Consider the following 24387-nt stretch of genomic DNA (forward strand, 5'->3'; position numbering starts at 1 on the left):
CGTCGCCCGCCGCGCGCCAGCCGCCCGGCGGGCGAAACGTTTCTCAGAGTCATGCCGTCATGAGCACGCCTGCACTTTCCCTTGAAAACGTGACCTGCACGTTTGTCTCGCGCGAGGACCGCGCGCAGCGCTACACCGCCGTGCGCGATGTCACGATGTCCATCCAGCCCGGCGAATTCCTGTCGGTGGTGGGTCCCACCGGCTGCGGCAAGAGCACGCTGCTCAACGTATCGGCCGGCCTGCTGGAGCCGTCGTCGGGCGAGGTGCGCATCTTTGGCGAGCCGCTGCGCGGCATCAACCGGCGCGCCGGCTACATGTTCCAGACCGAGGCGCTGATGCCCTGGCGCAGCGCGCTGGACAACGTCATCGCCGGCCTGGAGTTCCGCGGCGTGCCGCGCGCCGACGCCGTGGCGCAGGGCGAGGAATGGCTGCGCCGCGTGGGCCTTGGCGGCTTTGGCGACCGGTATCCGCACCAGCTGTCGGGCGGCATGCGCAAGCGCGTGAGCCTGGCGCAGACGCTGGTGATGGACCCGGACATCATCCTGATGGACGAGCCGTTCTCGGCGCTGGACATCCAGACGCGCCAGCTCATGGAGAACGAGGTGCTGGAGCTCTGGGCCGCCAAGCGCAAGGCCGTGCTGTTCATCACGCACGACCTGGACGAGGCCATCGCCATGAGCGACCGCGTGGTGGTGCTGTCGGCCGGCCCGGGCACGCATCCGATCGGCGAGTTCACGATCGACCTGCCGCGCCCGCGCGACGTGGCCGAGATCCGCAACCATCCGCGCTTCGTGGAGCTGCACGCCGCCATCTGGGACGTGCTGCGCGAGGAAGTGCTCAAGGGCTACGCGCAGCAGCGCAAGGTGGCCTGAATCTCCCGACCGGACAACAACAAGATCATGGCTTTTCGTGCTGATTCCCAAGGCATGCTGCGCGTCTGGCAGCTGCTGCTTCTCGTCGTCATCCTGGTCGTGTGGCACCTGGCCACGCGCTCCGAGCAGGTGGCGTTCTTCTTCGGCGAGCCGCTGATGGTGGCGCAGCGCATCTGGAACTGGTTCATCGTCGAGCGCGACATCTACATCCACCTGGGCGTGACGCTGCTGGAAACGGTGCTGGCGTTCGGCATTGGCACCGTGGCCGGGCTGGGCGTGGGGCTGTGGCTGGCGCTGAGCCCGTTCACGTCGGCCGTGCTCGACCCCTACGTCAAGGCGGCCAACTCGATGCCGCGCGTGATCCTGGCGCCGATCTTCGCGGTCTGGTTTGGCCTGGGCATCTGGTCGAAGGTGGCGCTGGCCGTGACGCTGGTGTTCTTCATCGTCTTCTTCAACGTCTACCAGGGCGTGAAGGAAGTGAGCCCCGTGGTGCTGGCCAACGCGCGCATGCTGGGCGCCAACCGGCAGCAGTTGCTGCGCCACGTGTACCTGCCCAGCGCCACGAGCTGGGTGTTCTCGTCGCTGCACACCTCGGTGGGCCTGGCGTTCGTGGGCGCGGTGGTCGGGGAATACCTGGGCTCGGCGCGCGGCGTGGGCTACCTGATCCTGCAGGCGGAAGGCACGTTCGACATCAACACCGTGTTCGCGGGCATCGTGGTGCTGACCGCGTTTGCGCTGGTGCTGGACTGGATGGTGACGGCCGGGGAAAAGCGGCTGATGAAGTGGCAGCCGAAGAGCGGGGAGACGGAGAAGCTTTGAGCGGTGGGCGCTGAGCCTGAGCGCTGAGCGTTGGGCGGGACCTGCGGTCCCCTCGCCCGCCGGGCGGGGAGGGGAGCGGACCGCCGCGGTGGCTACGGCTGGATGACGATCTTGCCCGTCACCTTGCGTGCCTCCATGTCCTTGAGCGCCTGGGGCGCCTGGTCCAGCGGATACCGGGCCGAGATATGCGGCCGGATCTTGCCTTCCTGCATCCAGCCCAGCATCTGCGCCATGTTGGCCTGGTTGGCCTTGGGCTCGCGGCGCGCAAAGTCGCCCCAGAACACGCCCACCAGCGACGCGCCCTTGAGCAGCGCCAGGTTCAGCGGGATCTTCGGAATCTCGCCGTTGGCAAAGCCCACCACGAGGTAGCGGCCGCGCCAGGCGATGGACCGGAACGCCGGCTCGGCGTAGATGCCGCCCACCGGATCGTAGATCACGTCGGGGCCCTTGCCGTCGGTCAGCGCCTTGATGCGCTCGCGCAGGTCCTCGGTGCTGTAGTTGATCACCGCGTCGGCGCCGTGCGCCTTGCAGACCGCCAGCTTCTCGTCGGTGGACGCCGCCGCGATCACGCGCGCGCCAATCGCCTTGCCGATCTCGATAGCCGCCAGCCCCACGCCGCCGGCGGCGCCCAGCACCAGCATGGTCTCGCCGGCCTTCAGTTCGCCACGGTCCACCACCGCGTGGTGCGACGTGCCGTAGGTCAGCGTGAACGCGGCGGCCACGTCGAAGTCGATGCCGGGCGGCATCGGCACCACGGCCTTGGCCGGCGCCTTGGCCTGCGTGGCAAACGCGCCGTTGCCCAGGTAGGCGATGACCTTGTCACCCGGTTTCACATGTGTAACACCGGCGCCAACGGCGTTGACCACGCCCGCCAGTTCAGAACCCGGCGAGAACGGCAGTTCCGGCTTGGCCTGGTATTTGTTCTGGATGATGAGCACGTCCGGGAAATTCACGCCGGCGGCCTTGACGTCTATGACGACTTCGCCATCGCCCGGCACGAGGTCCGGCAGCGTTTCCAGCGACAGGGAATCGGGCGGACCCCAGGCTTTGCACAGTACGGCTTTCATCTTGTCTCCCATGTGTGATGTCGTGCGGATCGGGCCGGCCGGGCCGGCGTCCGCGCGGGGCGGGCGAGGGCGGCCCCGGACGGTGTCGGGCAAGTGTAGCGCAAGAAAAGCACGATCGTTCTGCACGAGCAAATCGTTGCATGGCGCCCATTCGGGCGACGCATGGCCGGGGCCGGATTGTCCCGTTTCCGGTGCATCCGCGGTGGCGCCGACGGCCCCTTGCTCAGGTACAATCGCGGCCATGCATATCCTTCTTGCCAACGATGACGGTTACCTTGCGCCGGGCCTTGCCGTCCTGCACGCAGCGCTCGCGCCCCTGGCGCGCGTGACCGTGATCGCCCCGGAACAGAACCACAGCGGCGCCTCGAATTCGCTGACGCTGCAGCGCCCGCTGTCGGTCTACGAAGCGCGCGAGGGCGTGCAGAAGGGCTTCCGCTACATCAATGGCACGCCGACCGATTGCGTGCACGTGGCGCTCACCGGCCTGCTGCAAGACCGGCCCGACCTGGTGGTGTCCGGCATCAACCAGGGCCAGAACATGGGCGAGGACGTGCTGTACTCGGGCACCGTGGCCGCCGCCATCGAGGGCTACCTGTTCGGCATCCCGTCGATTGCGTTCTCGCAGGTGCACCATGGCTGGGAGCACGTGGATGCCGCCGCGCGCGTGGCGCGCGAGATCGTCGAGCGGGTGATTGCCCGGCCGCCGAGCGAGCCGTTCCTGCTGAACGTGAACATCCCGAACCTGCCGTACGAACACATCCGCGGCCAGCGCGCCACGCGGCTGGGCAAGCGGCACCCGTCGCAGCCCGTGATCCAGCAGGCCAATCCGCGCGGCGATCCCATCTACTGGATCGGCCCCGCCGGCGATGCGCGCGATGCGAGCGAAGGCACGGATTTCCATGCCACCGCCAACGGCTACGTCTCGCTCACGCCGTTGCAGCTCGACCTGACGCACCGCGGCCAGCTCGAACAGATCGGACAGTGGCTGGGGTGAGCGTGTCAGCGCCGCGCGCCGCCCGGCCGTTTCTTGGCGATGGCCGTGCCCGTGGCGCGGCCGCCGCCATCGTCGTCATCCCATCCTTGCCTGCCTTGCCCCTGAAATGAGTTCCACGCCGCGCCGATCCCGCTTTCCGCTGCCGCTCGATGCGGTGGTCGAGCGCAAGCCCGCGCCCGCGCGCACCGCCGGGTTGCCCGCGGTGGGCAAGCGCACGGTTGCCGCGCCGGCGCCCGCCACGGTGAAGCCGCGCAAGCCGGCCGCCCCGCCGGCGCCGCCGCCCGCGCCGGGCAGCGCGGTGGAGGCGCGCGCGTCGGCCGCCACGGCCGGCGGCGGGGGCATGGCGTCGGATCGCGCCCGCGCGGCGCTGGCGGCACGGCTGCGGGCCGGCGGCATCCGCGACGAGCGCGTGCTTGGCGCCATCGCCACGGTGCCGCGCCACCTGTTCATGGAGCCGGGGCTGGCGTCGCAGGCGTACGAGGACGCCGCGCTGCCCATCGGCCATCAGCAGACCATCTCCAAGCCGTCGGTGGTGTCGCGGATGATCGAGCTGCTGCGCGAAGGGCTGACGCCCGACCAGCCGCTGGCGCGCGTGCTGGAGATCGGCACCGGCTGCGGCTACCAGGCGGCCGTGCTGAGCCTGTGCGCGCAGGAAGTGTTCTCCATCGAGCGGATCCGTCCGCTACACGAACAAGCCAAGGCGAACCTGCGCCCGCTGCGGGTGCCGAACATCCGCCTGCACTACGGCGACGGCATGCTGGGCCTGCCGCAGGCCGCGCCGTTCTCGTCGATCATCCTCGCCGCGGCCGGCATGGAAGTGCCGCAGGCCCTGCTGGAGCAGCTTGCCATCGGCGGCCGGCTGATCGCGCCCGTCGTGACCCCCGGCACCGGCGCCGCGGGCCAGACGGTGACCCAGCAACTGCTACTGATCGAGCGCCTCAATCGGCATCGTTTTCACCGGACCGCGCTTGAAGCTGTCTTCTTTGTGCCTTTAAAATCGGGCACCATCTGAGTCGAACTATGCACAACATCGTGAATCAGAAGAATTTCACACGAGTCGGACAACACCTGGGCGTCCTGGCCGCGGCAGCCGTGCTGGCCGCCTGCGCCAATTCCCCGATGCCCGCGCCGGTGGTGGACCGCACCTCGGGCGTGGCCACCCAGCCGGCGGCGGTGTCCAACGAGCCGGCGCCGCCCGGATACTATCGGGTCAAGCGCGGCGATACGCTTTACCGTATCGCGCTGGAGAACGGCCAGTCCTACCGCGACGTGGCGGCCTGGAACAACATGGCCAACGCCAACCAGATCGAAGTGGGACAACTGCTGCGCGTGGTGCCGCCGAGCGCCGACGTGAATGCCGCGCCGGGCGTGGCCACCGTGCCCGTGGCACCGGGCACCGTGCAGGCGCAGCCGATCGACGCGACCCGCCCGGTTGGCACGCCGATGAGCGCGTCGTCCGCACCCGCGGCATCTGCCGTGCCGGGCGCCCCGGCGCCGGCCGCCGTGGCCGCCGCATCCGGTGCCGCGTCGGCCCCGGCGGGCGACATCCGGCTGGTCTGGCCGGCCAGCGGCCAACTGGTTGGTAAATTTGACGACAAGGGCAACAAGGGCATCGATATCGCAGGTAAGAAAGGCGATGCGGTGCTGGCCGCCGACGAGGGTAGGGTGATTCACGTAGGCCCCTTGCGCGGCTACGGGAATCTTGTCATCATCAAACACAACGACACGTATCTCACCGCCTACGGTTACAACGACAAGGTGCTGGTGGCAGAGCAGTCAACGGTCCGCAAGGGCCAGAAGATTGCCGAAATGGGTAACAGTGATACTGACAGGGTCAAGCTGCATTTCGAGGTTCGCAAGAACGGAAAACCGGTCGATCCGATGCGGTATCTACCGCCACAGTGAGGTTTCATGCCACGCCAGAAAACTGTCTCATCCGGAGTTGTCAGCAGGACCCGTCGTCCCAAGCAGCCGGAAGGCAAGGCTGGCGTGGCAACGCAATCCGATGACGAGGTCGTCGGAGTGTACGAGGCGGAAGCCGACCCGGCATCGGACATGGTGCCGGTGGCTGACGAACCCATCGCTCCCGTGTCGCGCGCCAGCCGGCGCAATGCCGAAATAAGCGCCGAAGAATCGGACCAGGACGAGGAAGAGGAGTCCGAGGACGAGGAGGAGGAAAGCACGACCGAGGCTGCCGCCGAGCCCGACGACTTCCGCACCGTCCTGCATACCGAACTGGCCGCCGATACGGTCCAGCACTATCTGAATCGCATCAGCATCAAGCCGCTGCTGTCGGCCCCGGAGGAACTGCATTTCTCCACGCTGGCCAAGGGCGGCGACTTCTCGGCCCGGCAGGTCATGATCGAGCGCAACCTGCGCCTCGTGGTCAGCATCGCCAAGGGCTACCTGAACCGCGGCGTGCCGCTGCTCGACCTGATCGAGGAAGGCAACCTGGGCCTGATGCACGCGATCGAGAAGTTCGACCCGACGCGCGGCTTCCGTTTCTCGACCTACGCCACGTGGTGGATCCGCCAGAGCATCGAGCGGGCCATCATGAACCAGGCGCGCACCGTGCGGTTGCCGGTGCACGTCATCCGCGAACTGAACCAGGTCCTGCGCGCCAAGCGTCATCTGGAGAAGGGCGGCACCGACGGCCGCGACGCCAGCCTGGAAGACATCGCTCATCTCCTCGGCAAGACGCCGGACGAGGTGCAGGACGTCCTGGCGCTCAACGAACACACCACCTCGCTCGATACGCCGTTCGATCTCGACCCGGGATCGAGCCTGCTTGATTTCCTGTCCGACGAGCACAATGCCGCCCCCGACCAGGAGGTGGCCCACCGCGAACTCGAAAACCTGATGAAGCTCTGGCTGGCGCGCCTGTCGGAGAAGCATCGCTATGTGGTGGAGCGCCGCTTCGGCCTGAACCACATCGAGCCGGCCACGCTGGAAGAGCTGGCCGAGGAAATGGGCCTGACGCGCGAACGCGTGCGCCAGATCCAGCAGGAAGCGCTGGTCAAGCTCAAGCGGCATTTCGCTTCGCAAGGTGTAAGGAAGGACGCCGTTTTATGACCCCTGTGCTGGTATTCGACATCGAGACGATTCCCGATGTCGACGGCCTGCGCCGTTTGCACGACCATCCCGCAGCAATGAGCGACGCCGAAGTGGCCGAGCATGCGTTTGCTGCGCGCCGCGAGAAAACCGGTTCCGATTTCCTGCCCCATTACCTGCAGCGCGTGGCCGCCATTTCGTGCGTGCTGCGCCGCACGCAACGCGACGGCTCCGCGGTGTTCCACGTCGGATCGCTGGGGACGCCCGAGGACGGGGAAGCCACGCTGATCCAGAAGTTCTACGAGCTGATTGCCCGCTACAGCCCGCAACTGGTGTCATGGAACGGCGGCGGCTTCGACCTGCCCGTGCTGCACTACCGTGGTCTCGTGCACGGCGTGGCCGCGCCGCGCTACTGGGAAATGGGCGAAGGCCGCGACGACGACAGCCGCGACTTCAAGTGGAACAACTACATCAGCCGCTACCACATGCGGCACCTGGACCTGATGGACCTGCTGGCGATGTACCAGCCGCGGGCCAGCGCGCCGCTCGATGACCTGGCAAAGCTATGCGGCTTTCCCGGCAAGATGGGCATGGACGGCAGCATGGTCTGGCAGGCGTTCCAGCAGGGCCGGCTTGCCGAGATCCGCGACTACTGCGAGACCGACGTCGTCAACACGTACCTGATGTACTGCCGCTTCCAGTTGATGCGCGGCGGGCTGTCGCCGCGCGAGTTCGACATGGAAGTGTCGCTGGTGCAGGAGACGCTGGCCGAGCTGCCGGGCGAGCAGTGGATGCAGTACCTGCGCGCGTTCCGGCTCCAGCCGATGGCCCCCGAGGCCGAGGACGAGGACTGAGGCGCCCAGCCTCGCAATTCCGGCCTTCCCGGCCTTTAGCGCGCCAGGCTCAGGTGGATTGGCTGATGGTCCGATGCATCGGTGCCGGCATCGACCTCGCAGCGCCTGACATCGCCCAGCAGGTCTTCGGTCACGAAGACGAAATCACATGCGAACGCCGGCTCGGGCCACTGTTCCTTGTCGTACAGCCCGCAGGTTGGCGCATGGTCCTGGTCCGGGTGCATCTGGCACCAGGCATCCTGCCAGTTCACCGTGCCGTCGCTGTACGGCTCCAGCACGCGCCGGTAGGCCACGTCATCGGGCTTGCTGTTGAAGTCGCCGCACAGCACCGCGGCGGTGGGGCGCGGCTCGGGCGTGAACGGGCCCGGCTTCTTCTCGGACTTGCCCGGCCGGCGCGCGTGGTCGCACGCCTCGGTGTGCCACTGGCGTAGCGCGTCGGCCTGGGCCTCGCGCTGGGGCTTCGAGTAGTACTCCAGATGCGTGCAGATGACGCGCAGCGGGCTGGTGCCTGCCAGCACGGTGACTTCCAGCGCCACGCGCGGCATCGACGCGACATCGGGATCGGCCGGCCAGGGCAGGGCATGGCGAAAGATCTCGCGCACGGGCAGCCGCGTGGCGATGACGTTGCCGAACTGGCGCGGCGTGCCGTCGCCGTGCGTCCGGTCAACGCCGGGCGCAAAGATCACGCGATAGCCCGGCAGCAGCGCGGTCAGCTCCGCCACCTGGTCACGCTGCGGATTCCCGTCGATGTCGGAAAAGCCGCGCGTCACTTCCTGCAGGCAGATGACATCGGCGTCCGCCATGCCGCGGATCGTGCGAACGGTGCGCGCAAGGTCGACCTTGCCGTCCGCGCCGCGTCCCCACTGGATATTCCAGGAAACGAGTTCCATCGCCGTCTCTCCTGTGACGTGCTGCTTCGTGACGGCGCGATGACTGGACTACAATCGCGCTTTCGCAAAACAATACGTCAGGTCCCTCTGGTGTCTCAAGCCGTCGTTACTCCCCAGCCCGAGCAAGCGGGCCAGCCGGGTGCCGCACCCGCCGCATCCGCCACGCCCGTGCCCGCCGATCCCGTGGTCTCGATCCACAGCCTCGACATGGAGGCGCGTGGCGTCGGCCGCCTGGAAAACGAGGACGGCACGCCCGGCAAGGTGATCTTCGTCGAAGGCGCGCTGCCCGGCGAGACCGTGGCCTACCGGAGCTACCGGCGCAAGCCGAGCTACGAGCAGGCCCATCTGGTCGAGATCAGGCAGTCGTCGGTGATGCGCGTGACGCCCGGTTGCCAGCACTTTGGCGTCTGTGGCGGCTGCTCGATGCAGCATCTGGACGCGCGCGCGCAGCTAGCCATCAAGCAGCGCGTGCTGGAAGACGACCTCTGGCACCTGTCCAAGGTCAAGCCCGATGTGGTGTTTCGTCCCATCGCCGGCCCGGACTGGGGCTATCGCTACCGGGCGCGGCTGACGGTCCGCTACGTGGCCAAGAAGGGCGGGGTGCTGGTGGGATTCCACGAGCGCAAGAGCAGCTACGTGGCCGACATGACGCGCTGCGAGATCCTGCCGCCGCACGTGTCGGCGATGCTGGTGCCGCTGCGGGAACTGGTGACGGGTTTGTCGATCCGCGACCGCATGCCGCAGATCGAACTGGCCGTCGGCAACGAGGTGACCGCGCTGGTCCTGCGGATTCTGGAACCGCTGACCGATGCCGACAAGGACCTGCTGCGCGCCTTCGCCGACCAGCACGGCGTGCAGTTCTGGCTCCAGCCCAAGGGCCCCGACACGGTCTACCCGTTCTACCCGGCCGAGCAGGAACTGGCCTACACGCTGCCCGAGTTCGGCATCCGCATGCCGTTCAAGCCGACCGATTTCACCCAGGTCAACCATCAGATCAACCGCGTGCTGATCGGCCGGGCGCTGCGCCTGCTGGACGCCCAGCCGTCTGACCGCCTGCTGGACCTGTTCTGCGGCATCGGCAACTTCACGCTGCCGCTGGCCACGCAGGGCGCATCGGTGATGGGCATCGAGGGCAGCGAGGCGCTGACCACGCGCGCGCTGGCCAATGCCGAGTACAACGGGCTGGCCGGCAAGACGTCGTTCGCGTGCCGGAATCTGTTCGAGGTGACCGCCGAGGACATCGCGGCGCTGGGCCGGTTCGACCGCTGGCTGGTCGATCCGCCGCGCGAGGGCGCGCTGGCCGTCTGCAAGGCGCTTGGCGAATTGAACCAGGCCGGCAGCGACCTGCTGCCGAAGCGGATCGTCTACGTGTCGTGCAGCCCGGCCACGCTGGCGCGCGACGCCGGCCTGCTGGTGCACGAGGCCGGATACCGGCTCAGCGGTGCGGGCGTGGTCAACATGTTCCCGCACACGTCCCACGTCGAATCGATCGCCGTGTTCGACCGCGACTGAGCCCTGGCGCGACGGGACCGGACAAAAAAACAGCCGCCCGAGGGCGGCTGTTTCATTGGGTGCGGCGCCGCTCAGTCGCGGTTGCCGCCGAAGATGCCCAGCAGGGCCAGCAGGTTCACGAAGACGTTGTAGACGTCCAGGTAGATCGCCAGCGTGGCGGTGATGTAGTTGGTCTCGCCGCCGTTCACCACGCGTTGCACGTCGATCAGGATGAAGATCGAGAAGATCGCGATGGCGATGACCGACAGCGTGATCATCAGCGCCGGCAGCTGCAGCCAGATGTTGGCGATGCTGGCCAGGATCAGCAGGATCACGCCGACGAACAGGAACTTGGCCAGGCCCGAGAAATCGCGCTTGCTGACCGTGGCGATCGTCGCCATCACGCCGAACACGGCCGCGGTGCCGCCGAACGCGTACATGATCAGCGCCGGGCCGTTCGAGTACGACAGCGTCAGGCTCAGGATCCGCGCCAGCATCAGGCCCATGAAGAACGTGAAGGCCAGCAGCAGGACCACGCCCATGCTGCTGTTCTTGGTCTTCTCGATGGCGAACATGAAGCCGAACGCGACGGCCAGGAACAGGATGGCGGACAGCCCCGGGCTGCCGGCGACCAGGCCCGCAAAGCCGGCGGCCACGCCGATCCACGCGCCGAGCACGGTCGGGATCATCGAGATGGCCAGCAGCCAGTAGGTATTGCGTAGGACCCGGTTGCGGACGGCCACATCGGTCACGCCCGCGCTGTTGCCGAATCCATAGGTATTCAGCTTGTTGTTCATCATGACTCCTGTCATCTGAGATACGTGAGGCGCCGGGGCAACCCGGCCGCACAGCGCCAATGTGGCATCGCGCCCGCGGATTTGCAAGGGCCCTTGTCTTGACAATTACCCTTGTCAGTAGTTGTTTTCCGAAAACGCAGACATTTTGACGCAAGTGCCGGGTATCTGTTCCCGCATTTCAACAATGTAATGTGCTTTCCGGCGCATAATCGGCGGCACGGTGCCGGTGCGTCCGGGCGTCTTTCAAGTCATGCCGGCACGCGCTCGAATCCGCCATGCGGTCGTGCTAGAATTGCACGTTTAATCCATTTGTAACCCCTTCATTTTTCGGAGTTTTTCATGGCGATCGAACGCACCCTGTCGATTATCAAGCCGGATGCCGTGGCCAAGAACGTTATCGGCCAGATCTACGCCCGTTTCGAGGCCGCCGGCCTGAAAGTCGTTGCTGCCAAGATGGTGCACCTGTCGCGCGGCGAAGCCGAGCAGTTCTACGCAGTGCACAAGGAGCGTCCGTTCTTCAAGGACCTGGTGGACTTCATGGTCTCGGGCCCGGTCATGATCCAGGCGCTGGAAGGCGAGAACGCCATTGCCAAGAACCGTGAGCTGATGGGCGCCACCGACCCGAAGAAGGCCGAGAAGGGCACCATCCGCGCCGACTTCGCCGACAGCATCGACGCGAACGCCGTGCACGGCTCGGACGCCGCCGAGACGGCTGCCGTGGAAGTGTCGTTCTTCTTCCCGGGCATGAACGTTTACAGCCGCTGATTGTCTCTGACATCACGACTGAACCTGTAGCAACGCTGGAAACTGCCGTCATGAACTCTCTCGTCAACCTGCTCGATCTCGACGCGGACGCGCTCACCGCCTATTGCGGCGAGCTCGGCGAGAAGCCGTTCCGTGCACGGCAGCTGCAACGCTGGATCCACCAGTTCGGCGCCAGCCGCTTCGACGCCATGTCGGATCTCGCCAAGTCGCTGCGCGAAAAGCTCGCGACGCGGGCCGAGATCCGGGCGCCTGCCATCATCACGGACAACCTGTCCGCCGACGGCACGCGCAAGTGGCTGCTCGACGTGGGCGCCGGCAACGCGGTGGAGACGGTGTACATCCCCGAGGACACGCGCGGCACGCTGTGCGTGTCGTCCCAGGCCGGATGCGCCGTCAACTGCCGGTTCTGTTCCACCGGCAAGCAGGGCTTCTCGCGCAACCTCAGCACGGGCGAGATCATCGGCCAGCTCTGGATGGCCGAGTTCGCCATGCGCGAGCAACTGGGCCGCGGCCCCAAGGACGACCGTGTCATCTCCAACGTGGTGATGATGGGCATGGGCGAGCCGCTGCTGAACTACGATGCCGTCGTGCCGGCCATGCGGCTGATGCTCGACGACAACGCCTACGGGCTGTCGCGCCGCCGCGTGACGCTGTCCACGTCCGGCGTGGTGCCGATGATGGACCGCCTGGCAAAGGACCTGCCCGTGGCGCTGGCCGTGTCGCTGCACGCCTCGAACGATGCGCTGCGCGACGTGCTGGTGCCGCTGAACCGCAAGTATCCGCTGGCCGAACTGATGGCGGCATGCCGCCGCTACCTTGAGTTCGCGCCGCGCGATTTCATCACCTTCGAATACTGCATGCTCGACAACGTCAACGACACGGTCGAGCACGCCCGGGAACTGCTGAAGCTCGTGGCCGACGTGCCATGCAAGTTCAACCTGATCCCGTTCAATCCGTTCCCCGAGTCGGGGCTGAAGCGCTCGAACAACGAGCAGATCCGCCGCTTCGCCCAGGTGCTGATGGACGCGGGGATCGTCACGACGATCCGCAAGACCCGTGGCGACGACATCGACGCCGCGTGCGGCCAGCTGGCCGGCGAGGTCATGGATCGCACCCGCCTGGCCGAGCGCGGCAAGTTCGGCAAGATCACGCCACTGGTGCCGGTGGTTGCCGGCAGCGCTCGGGAGGCCCGTCCTGCATGATCCGTCTGCTTGTCGCTGCCCTGTCAGGGCTGTTGATGCTGTCCGCCTGCACGCTGCCCGCCGGGCCCACGCAGGACATCAAGACCGCTTCCGACCAGACCGCCGCGAACAAGCGCGCCGCGCTCCGGCTGCGCCTGGCGACGCAGTACCTGGAGGCGCGCCAGTACCCGGTGGCGCTTGACGAGGTCAAGCAGGCCATCGCGATCGATCCGGCCAACGTCGACGCCTATCACGTACGCGCCCTGATCTACATGGGCATGAACGAGAACGCGCTGGCCGAGGACAGCTTCCGTACCGCGCTGGGCATGCGCGCGGGCGACCCGGACATCCTGAACAACTACGGCTGGTTCCAGTGCCAGACCAACCGCTACGCCGAGGGCAAGGCGACGCTGGAACGCGCCGTGCAGGCCCCGTCGGCCAATGGGCCGATCAAGCCGCTGACCAACCTGGGCGTCTGCGAATTGCGCCACGGCAACTTTGCCGGGGCAGAAAAATATCTGCAGACGGCCTACGGATATGACCGGAATGATCCGTCAGTGCTCATGAATCTCGCGCAACTGTATTTCCAGCGCGGGGACATGGGACAAGCCCGGCAGTTCGCTGGCCGCATCAACGGCAGCCGTTTTGCCACCGCGCAATCCCTCTGGCTGGGTGCGCGCATTGCCCATCGGCAGGGCGATACCCAGACGCAGGGCGCGATGATCGCGGAACTGCGTAACCGTTTCCCCGATTCGCGCGAGCTGACCGCATACGAGAGAGGAGCTTGGGATGAATGAAGAAGAGCGCGCCGGCAGCCAGGCCGCAACGCAAGTTGCAGGCGGCGCGACAGACTCCGACCGCGAGGCAGTGGCCCGCGAGATCGGGGCGCAACTGAAAGAGGGTCGCGAGGCGCAACGCCTGTCGCTGGAGGATGTCGGCGCACGGCTGAAGGTGGCGCCGAGCAAGCTGGTGGCGATCGAGGCGGGCAATGTGTCGAGCCTGGCGGACGTGACGTTCGCCAAGGGCGTGATGCGGGCCTATGCGCGCACGCTGCAGATCAATATCGATGGCCTGCTGGGCCAATACCATGCCCAGGCGCAGGCCATGCCGGTAACCGGCATCACCCGTCGGCATGAAGGCGCGCTGAACCAGGCGTTCGACGACCGCAAGCGCTTTGGCGGCAAGGCCAAGGGCACGGGCGGCGCCGGTGGCCGCTGGCTGTGGCTGGTCTGCGTGCTGGCGCTGGCTGGCGCCGGCGTGTACTTCGGCTACGACCATGCCAAGGCCTGGCTGGAATCGCACAATCAGGCCGCCGCCGATGCGCCGGCCGGCGACCGCGCGGCCGACAAGCCGGCGGAAGAGGGCGGGACGCAAAGCAACGGTGACGGCACGGTATCGGCCGCGCTGCCGCCGGTGATGGCCGGCAACGATTCGCCCGCGCCGTCCGAGGCGTCGCCCGCATCGGCTACGACGACGACAACGACGACGACCACGCCGACCACCGCCACCGGCATGCCGCTGGCCACTGGCGGCGCGGTGGGCCTGCCGCAGGACAAGCCTGCGGCCCAGCCGGTGCAGGTGCCCGCGACGGCCACGGCCGCCACGCCTGGTGCGCCGGCCGCACCGGCCGCCACCGGTGACGGCGCGGTCCAGATCCGCTTTGCCGCCGATACCTGGTACGAAGTGCGCGACCGCACCGGCAAGGTCATCATGGGCGGCACCGGCAAGGCCGGCGACGCCGTGGCCGGCAGCGGCGCGGGTGGTCCCTACAAGGTCGTGCTCGGCAACGTGAAGGGCGTGGAGTCGATGGCGCACAATGGCGCGCCGGTCAACTTCAAGGCCGCCGACCGGAACAACGTGGCGCGCCTGACCCTGCAGTAATGCGGCCGGGCCGCGCAATCAGCCATGCCATTTGAAGGTGGTAACGCAATGCACCAGAAAGCTTCCCAACCGGTGATCCCGGGTCCGCTGCCACGCCGCGTGTCGCGCCAGGCCAGCGTCGCGTGGGGCGACAACATCGTGACGATCGGCGGCGGCGCACCGGTGCGCGTGCAGTCGATGACGAACACGGACACGGTCGACGCCATCGGCACGGCCATCCAGATCAAGGAACTGGCGCGCGCCGGGTCGGAGATCGTCCGGATCACCGTGAACACGCCCGAGGCCGCCGCCGCCGTGCCGGCCATCCGCGAACAGCTGGACCGGATGGGCGTGAACGTGCCGCTGGTGGGCGACTTCCACTACAACGGCCACACGCTGCTGCACGACTATCCCGAGTGCGCGCAGGCGCTGTCGAAGTACCGCATCAACCCCGGCAACGTGGGCAAGGGTGCCAAGCGCGACAAGCAGTTCGCCGAGATGATCGAGATGGCGTGCCGCTACAACAAGCCGGTGCGTATCGGCGTGAACTGGGGCAGCCTGGACCAGGACCTGCTCGCGCGCATCATGGACGAGAACGCCCAGCGCGCCGAGCCGTGGCCCGCGCAGAGCGTGATGGTCGAGGCGCTGATCACGTCGGCGATCGAATCGGCGCAGAAGGCCGAGGAAATCGGCCTGCCGGGCAACCAGATCATCCTGTCGTGCAAGGTGTCGCAGGTGCAGGAACTGGTGGCGGTCTACCGCGAGCTGTCGCGCCGCTGCGAATACGCGCTGCACCTGGGGCTGACCGAGGCCGGCATGGGCAGCAAGGGCATCGTGGCCTCGACGGCCGCGCTGTCGGTGCTGCTGCAGGAAGGCATCGGCGACACGATCCGCATCTCGCTGACGCCGGAACCGGGCGCGCCGCGCGAGAAGGAGGTCTACGTCGGCCAGGAAATCCTGCAGACCATGGGCCTGCGCAATTTCACGCCGATGGTGATTGCCTGCCCGGGCTGCGGCCGCACCACGAGCACGACGTTCCAGGAGCTGGCCGCCAGCATCCAGTCGTACCTGCGCGAGCAGATGCCGGTCTGGAAGGACCAGTACCCCGGCGTGGAGGAAATGGATGTGGCCGTGATGGGCTGCATCGTCAACGGCCCGGGCGAAAGCAAGCACGCCAACATCGGCATCTCGCTGCCGGGGTCGGGCGAATCGCCGGCCGCGCCGGTGTTCGTCGACGGCGTCAAGGTCAAGACGCTGCGCGGTGACAATATTGCCCAGGACTTCCAGGCGATCGTGGACGAATACGTCCGCACGCACTACGGTCCCGACGCGAAGCAGGCCAAGCAACAGGAAGCGGTGGCCTGAGCGCAGGGGCGCCAGGACACCACCGGTATCACGAAGAGAACATGAGCGAAGACAAGACGAAGGCCGACAAGGCACTGCAGGGCGTGAAGGGCATGAACGACATGCTGCCCGCCGATGCCCCGCTGTGGGAACTGTTCGACAACGCCGCGCGCAGCATGCTGCGCGCCTATGGCTACCAGCAGATCCGCACGCCGATCGTCGAGCATACGCAGCTCTTCGTGCGGGGCATTGGCGAGGTGACCGACATCGTCGAGAAAGAGATGTATTCCTTCACCGACGCGCTCAATGGCGAGAACCTGACGCTGCGCCCGGAAGGCACCGCCGCGGCCGTGCGCGCGACCATCGAGCACAACCTGCTGTACGACGGCCCCAAGCGCCTCTGGTACACGGGCCCGATGTTCCGCCACGAAAGGCCGCAGCGCGGCCGCTATCGCCAGTTCCACCAGCTTGGCGCCGAGGCGCTGGGCTTTGCCGGCCCGGACGTGGATGCCGAGATCATCCTGATGTGCCAGCGCCTGTGGGACGACCTGGGCCTGACCGGCGTGCGGCTGGAGCTGAATTCGCTGGGCCAGGCGCACGAGCGCGCCGCGCACCGCGAGGAACTGGTCAAGTACCTGGAAGGCTTCAAGGACATCCTCGATGAGGATGGCAAGCGCCGCCTGTACACCAATCCGCTGCGCGTGCTGGACACCAAGAATCCGGCGCTGCAGGAGATGGCCGCCAACGCGCCCAAGCTGATCGACTTCCTGGGTGCCGAGTCGCTGGCGCACTTCGAGGGCGTCCAGCGCATCCTGAAGGCCAACAATATCCCGTTCAAGATCAACCCGCGCCTGGTGCGCGGCCTGGACTACTACAACCTGACGGTGTTCGAATGGATCACCGACAAGCTGGGCGCCCAGGGCACGATCGCGGGCGGTGGCCGGTACGATCCGCTGATCCAGCAGATGGGCGGCAAGCCCGCGCCGGCGTGCGGCTGGGCCATGGGCATCGAGCGCATCATCGAACTGCTGCGCGAGGAAAAGCTGACCCCTGAGGCCCAGGGCTGCGACGTGTACATGGTCCACCAGGGCCAGGCCGCCAGCGAGCAGGCGATGATCGCGGCCGAACGGCTGCGTGACGCCGGCCTGGACGTGCTCTTCCACGCCACGCCCGACGGCAAGAGCGGCAGCTTCAAGTCGCAGATGAAGCGCGCCGACGCGAGCGGCGCCTCCTTTGCCGTTATCATTGGCGACGACGAAATCGCCGGCGGCACGGTGGCGGTCAAGCAACTGCGCAGCGGCAACGCCGCCGAGGGCGGTCCGCAGACCAGCATCCCGGCCGAGACCGTGGTGGAGTTCATCATCGAACGGATGGTGGACGCGCTGGAAGCGGACGACGACGAGGACGACGAGCAATAAGGACGTCGGGCAACAGGCGCGTCGTCAGACAAGTGCCGCACGGCCGCTGTCCTGGAAGGAAGCGGCCGTGTCAATTTCAACCAACGCAGGTAACTGCCTCGACATGGCTTACGATCTAGAAGAACAGGAACAGCTTGAGAGCCTCAAGGCCTGGTGGGCACAGTACGGCAACGCCGTCACGTGGGCGGTCATTGTGCTCTTGCTGGCCTTTGCGGGCTGGTCCGGCTGGAAGTACTGGCAGCGCTCGCAGGCCGGTGATGCCGCGCAGCTCTACGAGCAGGTGACGAAGGCCGCCGAAGCGCGCGACGCCGACCGCGTCAAGCGCGCCGCCACGGACCTCGAAGACAAGTTCGGCCGCACCGCCTACGGCCCGATGAGCGCGCTGACCGCCGCCAAGGTGCTGTACGAGGCCGGCGACCTGGCAGGCGCCAAGACCCAGCTCCAGTGGGCCATCGACCACGGTGGCGAAGACTACGCCCCGGTGGCGCGCGTGCGCCTGGCCGGCATCCTGCTCGACGAGAAGGCGTACGACCAGGGCCTGGCGCTGCTCAAGGACGCGCCGGCGCAGTACGAAGCGCTGTTCGCGGACCGCCGCGGCGACCTGCTGGCCGCCCAGGACAAGCGTGACGAGGCCCGCACCGCCTACCGCCGTGCGCTGGAAAAGCTGGGCACCGGCGAAGCCGGCATGCGCCAGATCATCCAGTTCAAGCTCGACGCGCTGGGCACCGCGTGAGCGGACCGCGGACCCTCTCAAAAAATATCGGAACGCATCCTATGACGTCATTACTTCGCACAGCCGCAACCCGCACGCTCGTGGCCGGCACCTGCCTGGGCCTGCTGGCGGGCTGCTCGCTGTTCAGCAAGGAAAACAAGCATCCGCCCACCGAGCTGAAGCCGGTGTCGGCCACGCTGTCGGTCAAGCAGGCCTGGAAGGCCGACGTGGGCAAGAGTGGCCCGTATGTGATGGCGCCCGTGGCGGCTGGCGATGCGGTGTACGTGTCCGGCAAGAGCGGGACGGTGATGGCAATCAGCGCGGCCAGCGGCCAGACGCTGTGGAAGGCCAAGACCGACCGCGACCTGACGTCGGGCCCCGGTTCGGACGGCGAGACCACCGCCGTCGCGGGCGAGAAGGGCGCGATCTACGCGTTCGACAAGTCCGGCAAGCAGATCTGGAAGAAGCAGGTCAATGGCGAAGTCCTGTCGGCGCCGCTGGTCGGCAACGGCCTGGTGGTGGTGCGTACGACCGATACGCGCGTCATCGGGCTGGACGCCGGCACCGGCGACCGCCGCTGGATCTACCAGCGCTCGCAGGCCGCGCTGAACCTGCGCGCCGCGATGGGGATGGTCTATGCCGGCGACGGCATCGTGACCGGCTTTCCGGGTGGCAAGCTGGGCGTGCTGGCCCCGGGCAACGGCGTGCTGCGGTGGGAAAGCACCGTGTCCTATCCGAAGGGCGTGTCGGAAATCGAGCGCCTGAACGACGTGACCGGCGTGCCGGCCGTGCTGGGCCGCCAGGTCTGCGCCACGACGTTCCAGGGCCGGATTGCCTGCCTGGAATTGGCCAACGGCCAGCCGCAGTGGGGCAAGGATTTCTCGTCGCCGATGGGCCTGGCCCAGGATGAGAATTCGCTGTTCTCCAGCGACGAGACGTCGGCGGTGTTCGCATTCGATCGTCAGAACGGCAACGAGCGCTGGAAGAATACGGACCTGCGCTATCGCCAGCTTGGTGCGCCGGCCACGATCGGCCGCTCGGTGGTGGTGGGCGACTATGAAGGTTTCGTGCACTTCCTGTCGCGGGAAGACGGCACGATCGTCGCGCGCATGAAGACCGACGGCAGCGCCATCAGCGCGGCGCCGGTCATCGCCGGGCAGACCCTGGTGGTCCAGACCCGCGACGGCGACGTGTACGGCTTCGTGCCGAACTGATTGCCAGCGGCGGCCCGTGCCGGGGCCGCCATCGTACCGCGTGCTGGCGCACGCGGCCCGGCCGTGCCCCTGTCGCACGGCCGGCGCCAATCCGGTAGCATGATCCCTGGTCGTGCAACACGGCGGGACGGAGCGTCTGGCTCCGACTTGCCCCCCGACAGGACGCCCGACAAACGTGGCCAGCCGTGATGCCCACGGCGGTTGTCGGCTCAACATGACTCCGGAGTTGCTGGGGGACGGCGCAGGCCGCCCCCTGTTCCCATTTATTGCATGAAACCAGTTATCGCACTCGTCGGCCGCCCTAATGTGGGCAAGTCGACGCTATTCAACCGGATGACCCGCTCGCGCGACGCACTCGTCGCCGACCTGCCGGGCCTGACGCGGGACCGCCACTATGGCGAGGGCCGCATCGGCGATCGTCCGTTCATCGTGATCGACACGGGCGGCTTCGAGCCCGTGGCCAAGGACGGCATCGTCGCCGAAATGGCCAAGCAGACCCGCCAGGCCGTGGTGGAGGCCGACGTCGTCATCTTCCTGGTGGACGGCCGCCTGGGCCTGGCGCCACAGGACCGCGTGATCGCGGACTACCTGCGCAAGACCGGCCGCCGCATCATGCTGGCGGTCAACAAGGCCGAAGGCATGAAGTACACCTCGGTGGCCGCGGACTTCTACGAGCTGGGCATGGGCGATCCGTACGCGATCTCGTCCACGCACGGCGACGGCGTGCGCGAACTGGTGGACGAGGCGCTGGAACTGGCCGTGCAGGAGCGGCCCGAGCTGGCCGAGGAAGCCGAGGCCAACCAGCGTGGCACCAAGATCGCCATCGTCGGGCGGCCCAACGTGGGCAAGTCCACGCTGGTCAACACGCTGATCGGCGAGGAGCGCGTGATCGCGTTCGACATGCCGGGCACCACGCGCGACGCCATCTACGTGGAGTTCGAGCGCGGCGGCAAGCCGTACACGCTGATCGACACGGCCGGCCTGCGCAAGCGCGGCAAGGTGTTCGAGGCCATCGAGAAGTTCTCGGTGGTCAAGACGCTGCAGTCGATTGCCGATGCCAACGTGGTGGTGCTGCTGCTGGACGCCCAGCAGGACATCTCCGAGCAGGACGCCCATATCGCCGGCTTCATCGTCGAATCGGGCCGCGCGCTCGTCGTGGGCGTGAACAAGTGGGACGGCCTGGACGGCCACCAGCGCGACCGCGTGAAGCACGACCTGGAGCGCAAGCTGCAGTTCCTGGGCTTTGCGAACTTCCACTTCGTCTCGGCGAAGGAGCGCACCGGAATCGGCGCGCTGCTGCGTTCGGTCGACGATGCGTACGCTGCCGCGATGGTGAAGCTGCCCACGCCGCAGCTCACGCGCGTGCTGCACGAGGCAGTGGAATTCCAGCAGCCCAAGCGCGCCGGCGTGTCGCGGCCCAAGCTGCGCTACGCGCACCAGGGTGGTTCCAACCCGCCCATCGTGGTCATCCACGGCAACGGCCTGCAGAACGTGACCGATGCCTACAAGCGCTACCTGGAGAACCGCTTCCGCGAGGCGTTCAAGCTCAAGGGCACGCCATTGCGCATCGAATTCCGTACGAACAAAAACCCGTACGCGGACTCGAAGGATTGAGCCAGAAAGGTGCCCATCCTCGTCCGAAGTTTCGTTTGCGTTCGTTTGGAACTGCGGCTAAATTCACGGTAGCAGGGGGAGCCCTGCGCGTTGATGCCAGCTTGGTACCGTTTTGATCTTTTTTCTGGCGCGTTTTTGCGCCAACTGACTTGAACCGGGGACTTTCGTCCCCATGATCCATCACTAAATCTATAATTTTGGAGTGTGCCATGAGCAACAAAGGGCAATTGCTACAAGACCCGTTCCTTAACGCGCTGCGCAAAGAGCACGTGCCGGTTTCCATCTACCTCGTCAATGGCATCAAGCTGCAAGGCAATATCGAGTCGTTCGACCAGTATGTCGTCCTGCTGCGCAACACCGTGACCCAAATGGTGTACAAGCATGCGATTTCCACCGTCGTGCCGGCGCGCGCGGTCAATTTCCGTGTGGATGATTCCTCCGAGGGCTGATTTTCCCTCATTTGTGGGTGGCCGCATTGCCATGCGGCCGTCCACGCTGCACGTTCCTGTCCCGCCGTCCTCCGGCGCGAGCCGCCAGCGTTGCCCCGAACGGGCCGCCTCTTCAAATTCCGGTTTCCGATCGATTCCGCACCTGTCCCGCTGCCTGACGGCCGCCCGATGCGACAGGTTGCCGCGCCGCGGCCCGTGGTCGCGACCATTGTCTTGACAATCGGATTTCCCACCGTTTCCAACATTTATCCGGCGCCCCGCGTCCACCCGCTTGCAACCCAGAGCTACTTCCCAGACCGATCCCTCGCGCGCAATCCTCGTCGGCGTGGATTTCGGCAAGCATGATTTCCAGGAAAGCCTTTCCGAACTGGCGCTGCTGACCACCACGGCCGGCTCGGTGCCGGTGCACACGCTGACCGGCAAGCGTTCGCGCCCCGACCCGGCGCTGTTCATCGGCTCCGGCAAGGCCGAGGAGCTCAAGGAGGCGGCGGACGCGCTGGATGCCGACGTGGTGGTGTTCAACCACGCGCTGAGCCCGGCCCAGCAGCGGAACCTCGAACGGTTCCTGCGCCGCCACGTGATCGACCGGACCGGCCTGATCCTCGATATCTTCGGCCAGCGCGCGCAGAGCCACGTCGGCAAGGTGCAGGTGGAACTGGCGCAGGTGCAATACCAGGCGTCGCGCCTGGTGCGGGCGTGGAGCCACCTGGAGCGGCAGAAGGGCGGGATCGGCATGCGCGGCGGCCCCGGCGAGCGGCAGCTCGAACTGGACCGCCGGATGCTGGACGACCGCGCCAAGCGGCTCAAGACTGATCTGGCGCGGCTGCAGCGCCAACACCATACCCAGCGCCGCGCCCGCGCCCGCAACGATACGCTCAGCATTTCGCTGGTCGGTTATACCAACGCCGGCAAGTCGACGCTGTTCAACGCGCTGACGAAGGCCCGGGCATACGCCGCGGACCAGCTTTTTGCGACGCTCGATACGACGTCCCGGCGCCTGTTCCTGGACGGGCTGGGCAACGTCGTGCTGTCGGATACGGTCGGCTTCATCCGCGACCTGCCGACCCAGCTTGTGGCGGCGTTCCGCGCCACGCTGGACGAAACCGTGCACGCCGACCTGCTGCTGCACGTGGTGGACGCGTCCAGCGCCGTGCGCCACGAGCAGATCGAGCAGGTGAACCGGGTGCTGGCGGAAATCGACGCGCTGGACATCCCGCAGATCGTGGTCATGAACAAGATCGACGCGGCGCCCGAACTGCTGGAACTGGGCCCGCGCGTGGAGCGGAACGAGGACGGCGTGCCGACGCGGGTATTCCTGTCGGCGCGCGACGGCCTGGGCCTGGACGCGCTGCGCGAGGCCATCGTCGAAGTGGCCCAGTGGCTGGCCACCCGGCCGGGCGAGCCGGCGCCGTACGATCCCCGGCTGGACGGTGGCGGGCTGGCGGCGGGAAGCGACGGCCAGGGCCTGCCCGAGCCCGATGACGAGGCGGAAAACGGACCCGGGAATCGCCCGGTTGCCGGCGACAACTACCCCAACTGAGCAAGCATTGCCGCCAATGGCGGCCCGATTGGGGGATTTTGAGCAAAAGTGATCAAGATGGCTGCTAGAATCCCCCTGTTCCAAACTTTCCCGGACCCGTGCCCTTCATGCCCCTGTTCCCTCGGAATCCTGACTCGCACTTCGTGCCAGGCAGCCGCGCCGCGCGGCTTGCTCGCTGGCCGCGCCTGCGCGCCATCTTCTCCTTGAACGACCCCCGCTGGGGCCGTAACGGTCAGGACGATGAAGACAAGGACAAGAGCCGCCAGCAGAACCAGCGGCCGCAGGATGGCCCGCCCGACCTGGACGAGCTCTGGCGCGATTTCAACCGCCGCCTGAACGGCCTGCTGGGCCGCAAGGACAACGGCGGCGGCGGGCAGGGCAACGGCTTCGGCTCGCGCCCGTCGGGCAGGGGCTCGAACATCGGCGCCGGCGTGATCGTGGCGGCCGTGATCGGCATCTGGCTGGCCAGCGGCTTCTTCATGGTGCAGGAAGGGCAGACCGCCGTGATCCTGCAGTTCGGCAAGTTCAAGTACACCACGGGCCCCGGTATCAACTGGCGCGCGCCGTGGCCGATCCAGTCGGCCGAGGTGGTCAACCTGTCGGCCGTGCGCTCGGTGGAAGTGGGCCGCGCGACGTCGATCAAGGACAGCAACCTCAAGGACTCGTCGATGCTGACGCAGGACGAGAACATCATCGACGTCCGCTTCACGGTGCAGTACGACATCCAGGACGCCAGCGAATTCCTGTTCTTCAACAAGACCGACCGCGGTGGCGACGAGGAACTGGTGACGCAGGCCGCCGAGACCTCGGTGCGCGAGATCGTCGGCCGCAACAAGATGGACGCGGTGCTGTACGAGAACCGCGAGCAGATTGCGCAGGGCCTGGCCAAGTCGATCCAGTCGATCCTGTCGGCATACAAGACCGGCATCCGCGTGATCTCGGTCAACGTCCAGAGCGTGCAGCCGCCCGAGCAGGTGCAGGCCGCGTTTGACGACGTGAACAAGGCCAGCCAGGATCGCGAGCGCGCGATCAGCGAAGGCCAGGCGTACGCCAACGACATCCTGCCGCGCGCACGCGGCACGGCGGCGCGCCTGAAGGAAGAATCCGAGGCCTACCGGGCCCGCGTGGTGGCGCAGGCCGAAGGTGACGCATCGCGCTTCCGCTCGGTGCAGACCGAGTACGCGAAGGCGCCGCAGGTCACCCGCGACCGCATCTACCTGGAGACCATGCAGCAGATCTACAGCAACTCGAACAAGATCCTCGTCGATGCCAAGGCCGGCAACAACCTGCTGTACCTGCCGCTCGACAAGCTGATGTCGCAGGTGCAGGGCGCCACGCCGCCGGCCGCCGCGCCGGGCACGACTGCGCCGCCGACGACGGATGCACCGTCGCCGGACATCCGCTCGCGCGAATCGATGCGCAACCGCGATCGCGACGTACGCTAAGGAGACCGTC

23 protein-coding genes are annotated in these 24387 nt (G+C 67.0%); 20 read left to right on the plus strand and 3 right to left on the minus strand.

The window, feature by feature from the left end:
- Nucleotides 1-59 precede the first annotated feature (59 nt).
- Both EHF44_RS12120 and EHF44_RS12125 read left to right on the plus strand, forming a co-directional pair.
- The gene (locus EHF44_RS12120; RefSeq protein ID WP_124683957.1) at nt 60-872 is read left to right on the plus strand and encodes an ABC transporter ATP-binding protein; all 813 of its coding nucleotides are present in this window, start codon (nt 60-62) and stop codon (nt 870-872) included.
- A 27-nt stretch (nt 873-899) separates the two neighbouring features.
- Nucleotides 900-1691, plus strand: a complete 792-nt coding sequence (locus EHF44_RS12125) for an ABC transporter permease (RefSeq protein ID WP_124683958.1) — start codon at nt 900-902, stop codon at nt 1689-1691.
- A 92-nt stretch (nt 1692-1783) separates the two neighbouring features.
- Here EHF44_RS12125 and EHF44_RS12130 read toward each other — a convergent pair whose 3' ends face one another.
- Complete coding sequence (locus tag EHF44_RS12130) at nt 1784-2758, minus strand: NADPH:quinone oxidoreductase family protein (RefSeq protein ID WP_124683959.1); 975 nt, start codon at nt 2756-2758, stop codon at nt 1784-1786.
- A 241-nt stretch (nt 2759-2999) separates the two neighbouring features.
- Between EHF44_RS12130 and surE the strand changes: the two genes are divergently transcribed.
- From surE to EHF44_RS12155, 5 genes are all read left to right on the plus strand, one after another.
- The gene (surE, locus tag EHF44_RS12135; protein ID WP_124683960.1) at nt 3000-3752 is read left to right on the plus strand and encodes a 5'/3'-nucleotidase SurE; all 753 of its coding nucleotides are present in this window, start codon (nt 3000-3002) and stop codon (nt 3750-3752) included.
- A gap of 106 nt (nt 3753-3858) precedes the next feature.
- Nucleotides 3859-4764, plus strand: a complete 906-nt coding sequence (locus tag EHF44_RS12140; protein WP_124683961.1) for a protein-L-isoaspartate(D-aspartate) O-methyltransferase — start codon at nt 3859-3861, stop codon at nt 4762-4764.
- An 8-nt stretch (nt 4765-4772) separates the two neighbouring features.
- A complete protein-coding gene (locus tag EHF44_RS12145; RefSeq protein WP_124683962.1) occupies nt 4773-5657 on the plus strand; it encodes a peptidoglycan DD-metalloendopeptidase family protein in 885 nt (294 codons plus the stop codon).
- A gap of 6 nt (nt 5658-5663) precedes the next feature.
- Nucleotides 5664-6824 carry an RNA polymerase sigma factor RpoS gene (gene rpoS, locus EHF44_RS12150; protein ID WP_124683963.1) on the plus strand — a complete coding sequence of 387 codons (1161 nt, stop codon included), beginning with the start codon at nt 5664-5666 and terminating at the stop codon, nt 6822-6824.
- Complete coding sequence (locus tag EHF44_RS12155) at nt 6821-7657, plus strand: 3'-5' exonuclease (RefSeq protein WP_124683964.1); 837 nt, start codon at nt 6821-6823, stop codon at nt 7655-7657. Before rpoS ends, EHF44_RS12155 begins: the two co-directional genes overlap by 4 nt.
- Nucleotides 7658-7692: 35 nt before the next feature.
- On the opposite strand, the gene EHF44_RS12160 is transcribed toward EHF44_RS12155, so the two are convergent.
- On the minus strand, nt 7693-8547 hold the full coding sequence (locus EHF44_RS12160; RefSeq protein ID WP_124683965.1) for an endonuclease/exonuclease/phosphatase family protein: 855 nt from the start codon (nt 8545-8547) through the stop codon (nt 7693-7695).
- A 207-nt stretch (nt 8548-8754) separates the two neighbouring features.
- Between EHF44_RS12160 and rlmD the strand changes: the two genes are divergently transcribed.
- Complete coding sequence (gene rlmD, locus EHF44_RS12165) at nt 8755-10059, plus strand: 23S rRNA (uracil(1939)-C(5))-methyltransferase RlmD (protein WP_437340331.1); 1305 nt, start codon at nt 8755-8757, stop codon at nt 10057-10059.
- Nucleotides 10060-10130: 71 nt separating this feature from the next.
- Here the strand turns inward: rlmD and EHF44_RS12170 are convergent, their stop codons facing one another.
- Nucleotides 10131-10835: a Bax inhibitor-1/YccA family protein gene (locus EHF44_RS12170; RefSeq protein WP_124685090.1), complete on the minus strand. Its 705-nt coding sequence runs from the start codon at nt 10833-10835 to the stop codon at nt 10131-10133.
- A 339-nt stretch (nt 10836-11174) separates the two neighbouring features.
- Here EHF44_RS12170 and ndk point away from each other — a divergent pair, with 339 nt between their 5' ends.
- The 12 genes from ndk (at nt 11175) to hflK (ending at nt 24377) form a co-directional block, all read left to right on the plus strand.
- A complete protein-coding gene (ndk, locus tag EHF44_RS12175; RefSeq protein ID WP_124683966.1) occupies nt 11175-11600 on the plus strand; it encodes a nucleoside-diphosphate kinase in 426 nt (141 codons plus the stop codon).
- Between the two features lie 50 nt (nt 11601-11650).
- A complete protein-coding gene (gene rlmN / locus EHF44_RS12180; protein ID WP_124683967.1) occupies nt 11651-12802 on the plus strand; it encodes a 23S rRNA (adenine(2503)-C(2))-methyltransferase RlmN in 1152 nt (383 codons plus the stop codon).
- Nucleotides 12799-13578 (plus strand): type IV pilus biogenesis/stability protein PilW, encoded by a 780-nt coding sequence (gene pilW, locus EHF44_RS12185; protein WP_124683968.1) that lies wholly within the window; start codon nt 12799-12801, stop codon nt 13576-13578. Before rlmN ends, pilW begins: the two co-directional genes overlap by 4 nt.
- Nucleotides 13571-14662 carry a RodZ domain-containing protein gene (locus tag EHF44_RS12190; RefSeq protein WP_124683969.1) on the plus strand — a complete coding sequence of 364 codons (1092 nt, stop codon included), beginning with the start codon at nt 13571-13573 and terminating at the stop codon, nt 14660-14662. The genes pilW and EHF44_RS12190 overlap by 8 nt, the downstream gene beginning before the upstream one ends.
- 48 nt (nt 14663-14710) lie before the next feature.
- On the plus strand, nt 14711-16006 hold the full coding sequence (gene ispG, locus EHF44_RS12195) for a flavodoxin-dependent (E)-4-hydroxy-3-methylbut-2-enyl-diphosphate synthase (RefSeq protein ID WP_124683970.1): 1296 nt from the start codon (nt 14711-14713) through the stop codon (nt 16004-16006).
- 41 nt (nt 16007-16047) lie between these two features.
- A complete protein-coding gene (hisS, locus tag EHF44_RS12200; protein WP_124683971.1) occupies nt 16048-17403 on the plus strand; it encodes a histidine--tRNA ligase in 1356 nt (451 codons plus the stop codon).
- 103 nt (nt 17404-17506) lie between these two features.
- A complete protein-coding gene (locus EHF44_RS12205) occupies nt 17507-18136 on the plus strand; it encodes a YfgM family protein (RefSeq protein ID WP_124683972.1) in 630 nt (209 codons plus the stop codon).
- A 41-nt stretch (nt 18137-18177) separates the two neighbouring features.
- Nucleotides 18178-19329, plus strand: coding sequence for an outer membrane protein assembly factor BamB (gene bamB / locus EHF44_RS12210; protein ID WP_124683973.1), 1152 nt, complete (start codon nt 18178-18180; stop codon nt 19327-19329).
- Between the two features lie 270 nt (nt 19330-19599).
- Nucleotides 19600-20943 (plus strand): ribosome biogenesis GTPase Der, encoded by a 1344-nt coding sequence (gene der / locus EHF44_RS12215; RefSeq protein WP_124683974.1) that lies wholly within the window; start codon nt 19600-19602, stop codon nt 20941-20943.
- A 209-nt stretch (nt 20944-21152) separates the two neighbouring features.
- Nucleotides 21153-21392: an RNA chaperone Hfq gene (hfq, locus tag EHF44_RS12220; protein ID WP_066733804.1), complete on the plus strand. Its 240-nt coding sequence runs from the start codon at nt 21153-21155 to the stop codon at nt 21390-21392.
- 271 nt (nt 21393-21663) lie between these two features.
- Nucleotides 21664-22932, plus strand: a complete 1269-nt coding sequence (hflX, locus tag EHF44_RS12225) for a GTPase HflX (RefSeq protein WP_124683975.1) — start codon at nt 21664-21666, stop codon at nt 22930-22932.
- A 107-nt stretch (nt 22933-23039) separates the two neighbouring features.
- The gene (gene hflK, locus EHF44_RS12230; RefSeq protein WP_124683976.1) at nt 23040-24377 is read left to right on the plus strand and encodes an FtsH protease activity modulator HflK; all 1338 of its coding nucleotides are present in this window, start codon (nt 23040-23042) and stop codon (nt 24375-24377) included.
- The last annotated feature ends 10 nt before the right edge of the window (nt 24378-24387 follow it).

The organism is Cupriavidus pauculus (genome assembly GCF_003854935.1).
GTDB classification, from domain to species: domain Bacteria; phylum Pseudomonadota; class Gammaproteobacteria; order Burkholderiales; family Burkholderiaceae; genus Cupriavidus; species Cupriavidus pauculus_C.

Excerpts from the sequence above, each read along its gene's own strand:
- EHF44_RS12120 (WP_124683957.1), top strand. The coding sequence starts at position 60 with ATGAGCACGCCTGCACTTTCCCTTGAAAACGTGACCTGCACGTTTGTC.
- EHF44_RS12125 (WP_124683958.1), top strand. The coding sequence starts at position 900 with ATGGCTTTTCGTGCTGATTCCCAAGGCATGCTGCGCGTCTGGCAGCTG.
- EHF44_RS12130 (WP_124683959.1), bottom strand. The coding sequence starts at position 2,758 with ATGAAAGCCGTACTGTGCAAAGCCTGGGGTCCGCCCGATTCCCTGTCG.
- surE (WP_124683960.1), top strand. The coding sequence starts at position 3,000 with ATGCATATCCTTCTTGCCAACGATGACGGTTACCTTGCGCCGGGCCTT.
- EHF44_RS12140 (WP_124683961.1), top strand. The coding sequence starts at position 3,859 with ATGAGTTCCACGCCGCGCCGATCCCGCTTTCCGCTGCCGCTCGATGCG.
- EHF44_RS12145 (WP_124683962.1), top strand. The coding sequence starts at position 4,773 with ATGCACAACATCGTGAATCAGAAGAATTTCACACGAGTCGGACAACAC.
- rpoS (WP_124683963.1), top strand. The coding sequence starts at position 5,664 with ATGCCACGCCAGAAAACTGTCTCATCCGGAGTTGTCAGCAGGACCCGT.
- EHF44_RS12155 (WP_124683964.1), top strand. The coding sequence starts at position 6,821 with ATGACCCCTGTGCTGGTATTCGACATCGAGACGATTCCCGATGTCGAC.
- EHF44_RS12160 (WP_124683965.1), bottom strand. The coding sequence starts at position 8,547 with ATGGAACTCGTTTCCTGGAATATCCAGTGGGGACGCGGCGCGGACGGC.
- rlmD (WP_437340331.1), top strand. The coding sequence starts at position 8,755 with ATGGAGGCGCGTGGCGTCGGCCGCCTGGAAAACGAGGACGGCACGCCC.
- EHF44_RS12170 (WP_124685090.1), bottom strand. The coding sequence starts at position 10,835 with ATGAACAACAAGCTGAATACCTATGGATTCGGCAACAGCGCGGGCGTG.
- ndk (WP_124683966.1), top strand. The coding sequence starts at position 11,175 with ATGGCGATCGAACGCACCCTGTCGATTATCAAGCCGGATGCCGTGGCC.
- rlmN (WP_124683967.1), top strand. The coding sequence starts at position 11,651 with ATGAACTCTCTCGTCAACCTGCTCGATCTCGACGCGGACGCGCTCACC.
- pilW (WP_124683968.1), top strand. The coding sequence starts at position 12,799 with ATGATCCGTCTGCTTGTCGCTGCCCTGTCAGGGCTGTTGATGCTGTCC.
- EHF44_RS12190 (WP_124683969.1), top strand. The coding sequence starts at position 13,571 with ATGAATGAAGAAGAGCGCGCCGGCAGCCAGGCCGCAACGCAAGTTGCA.
- ispG (WP_124683970.1), top strand. The coding sequence starts at position 14,711 with ATGCACCAGAAAGCTTCCCAACCGGTGATCCCGGGTCCGCTGCCACGC.
- hisS (WP_124683971.1), top strand. The coding sequence starts at position 16,048 with ATGAGCGAAGACAAGACGAAGGCCGACAAGGCACTGCAGGGCGTGAAG.
- EHF44_RS12205 (WP_124683972.1), top strand. The coding sequence starts at position 17,507 with ATGGCTTACGATCTAGAAGAACAGGAACAGCTTGAGAGCCTCAAGGCC.
- bamB (WP_124683973.1), top strand. The coding sequence starts at position 18,178 with ATGACGTCATTACTTCGCACAGCCGCAACCCGCACGCTCGTGGCCGGC.
- der (WP_124683974.1), top strand. The coding sequence starts at position 19,600 with ATGAAACCAGTTATCGCACTCGTCGGCCGCCCTAATGTGGGCAAGTCG.
- hfq (WP_066733804.1), top strand. The coding sequence starts at position 21,153 with ATGAGCAACAAAGGGCAATTGCTACAAGACCCGTTCCTTAACGCGCTG.
- hflK (WP_124683976.1), top strand. The coding sequence starts at position 23,040 with ATGCCCCTGTTCCCTCGGAATCCTGACTCGCACTTCGTGCCAGGCAGC.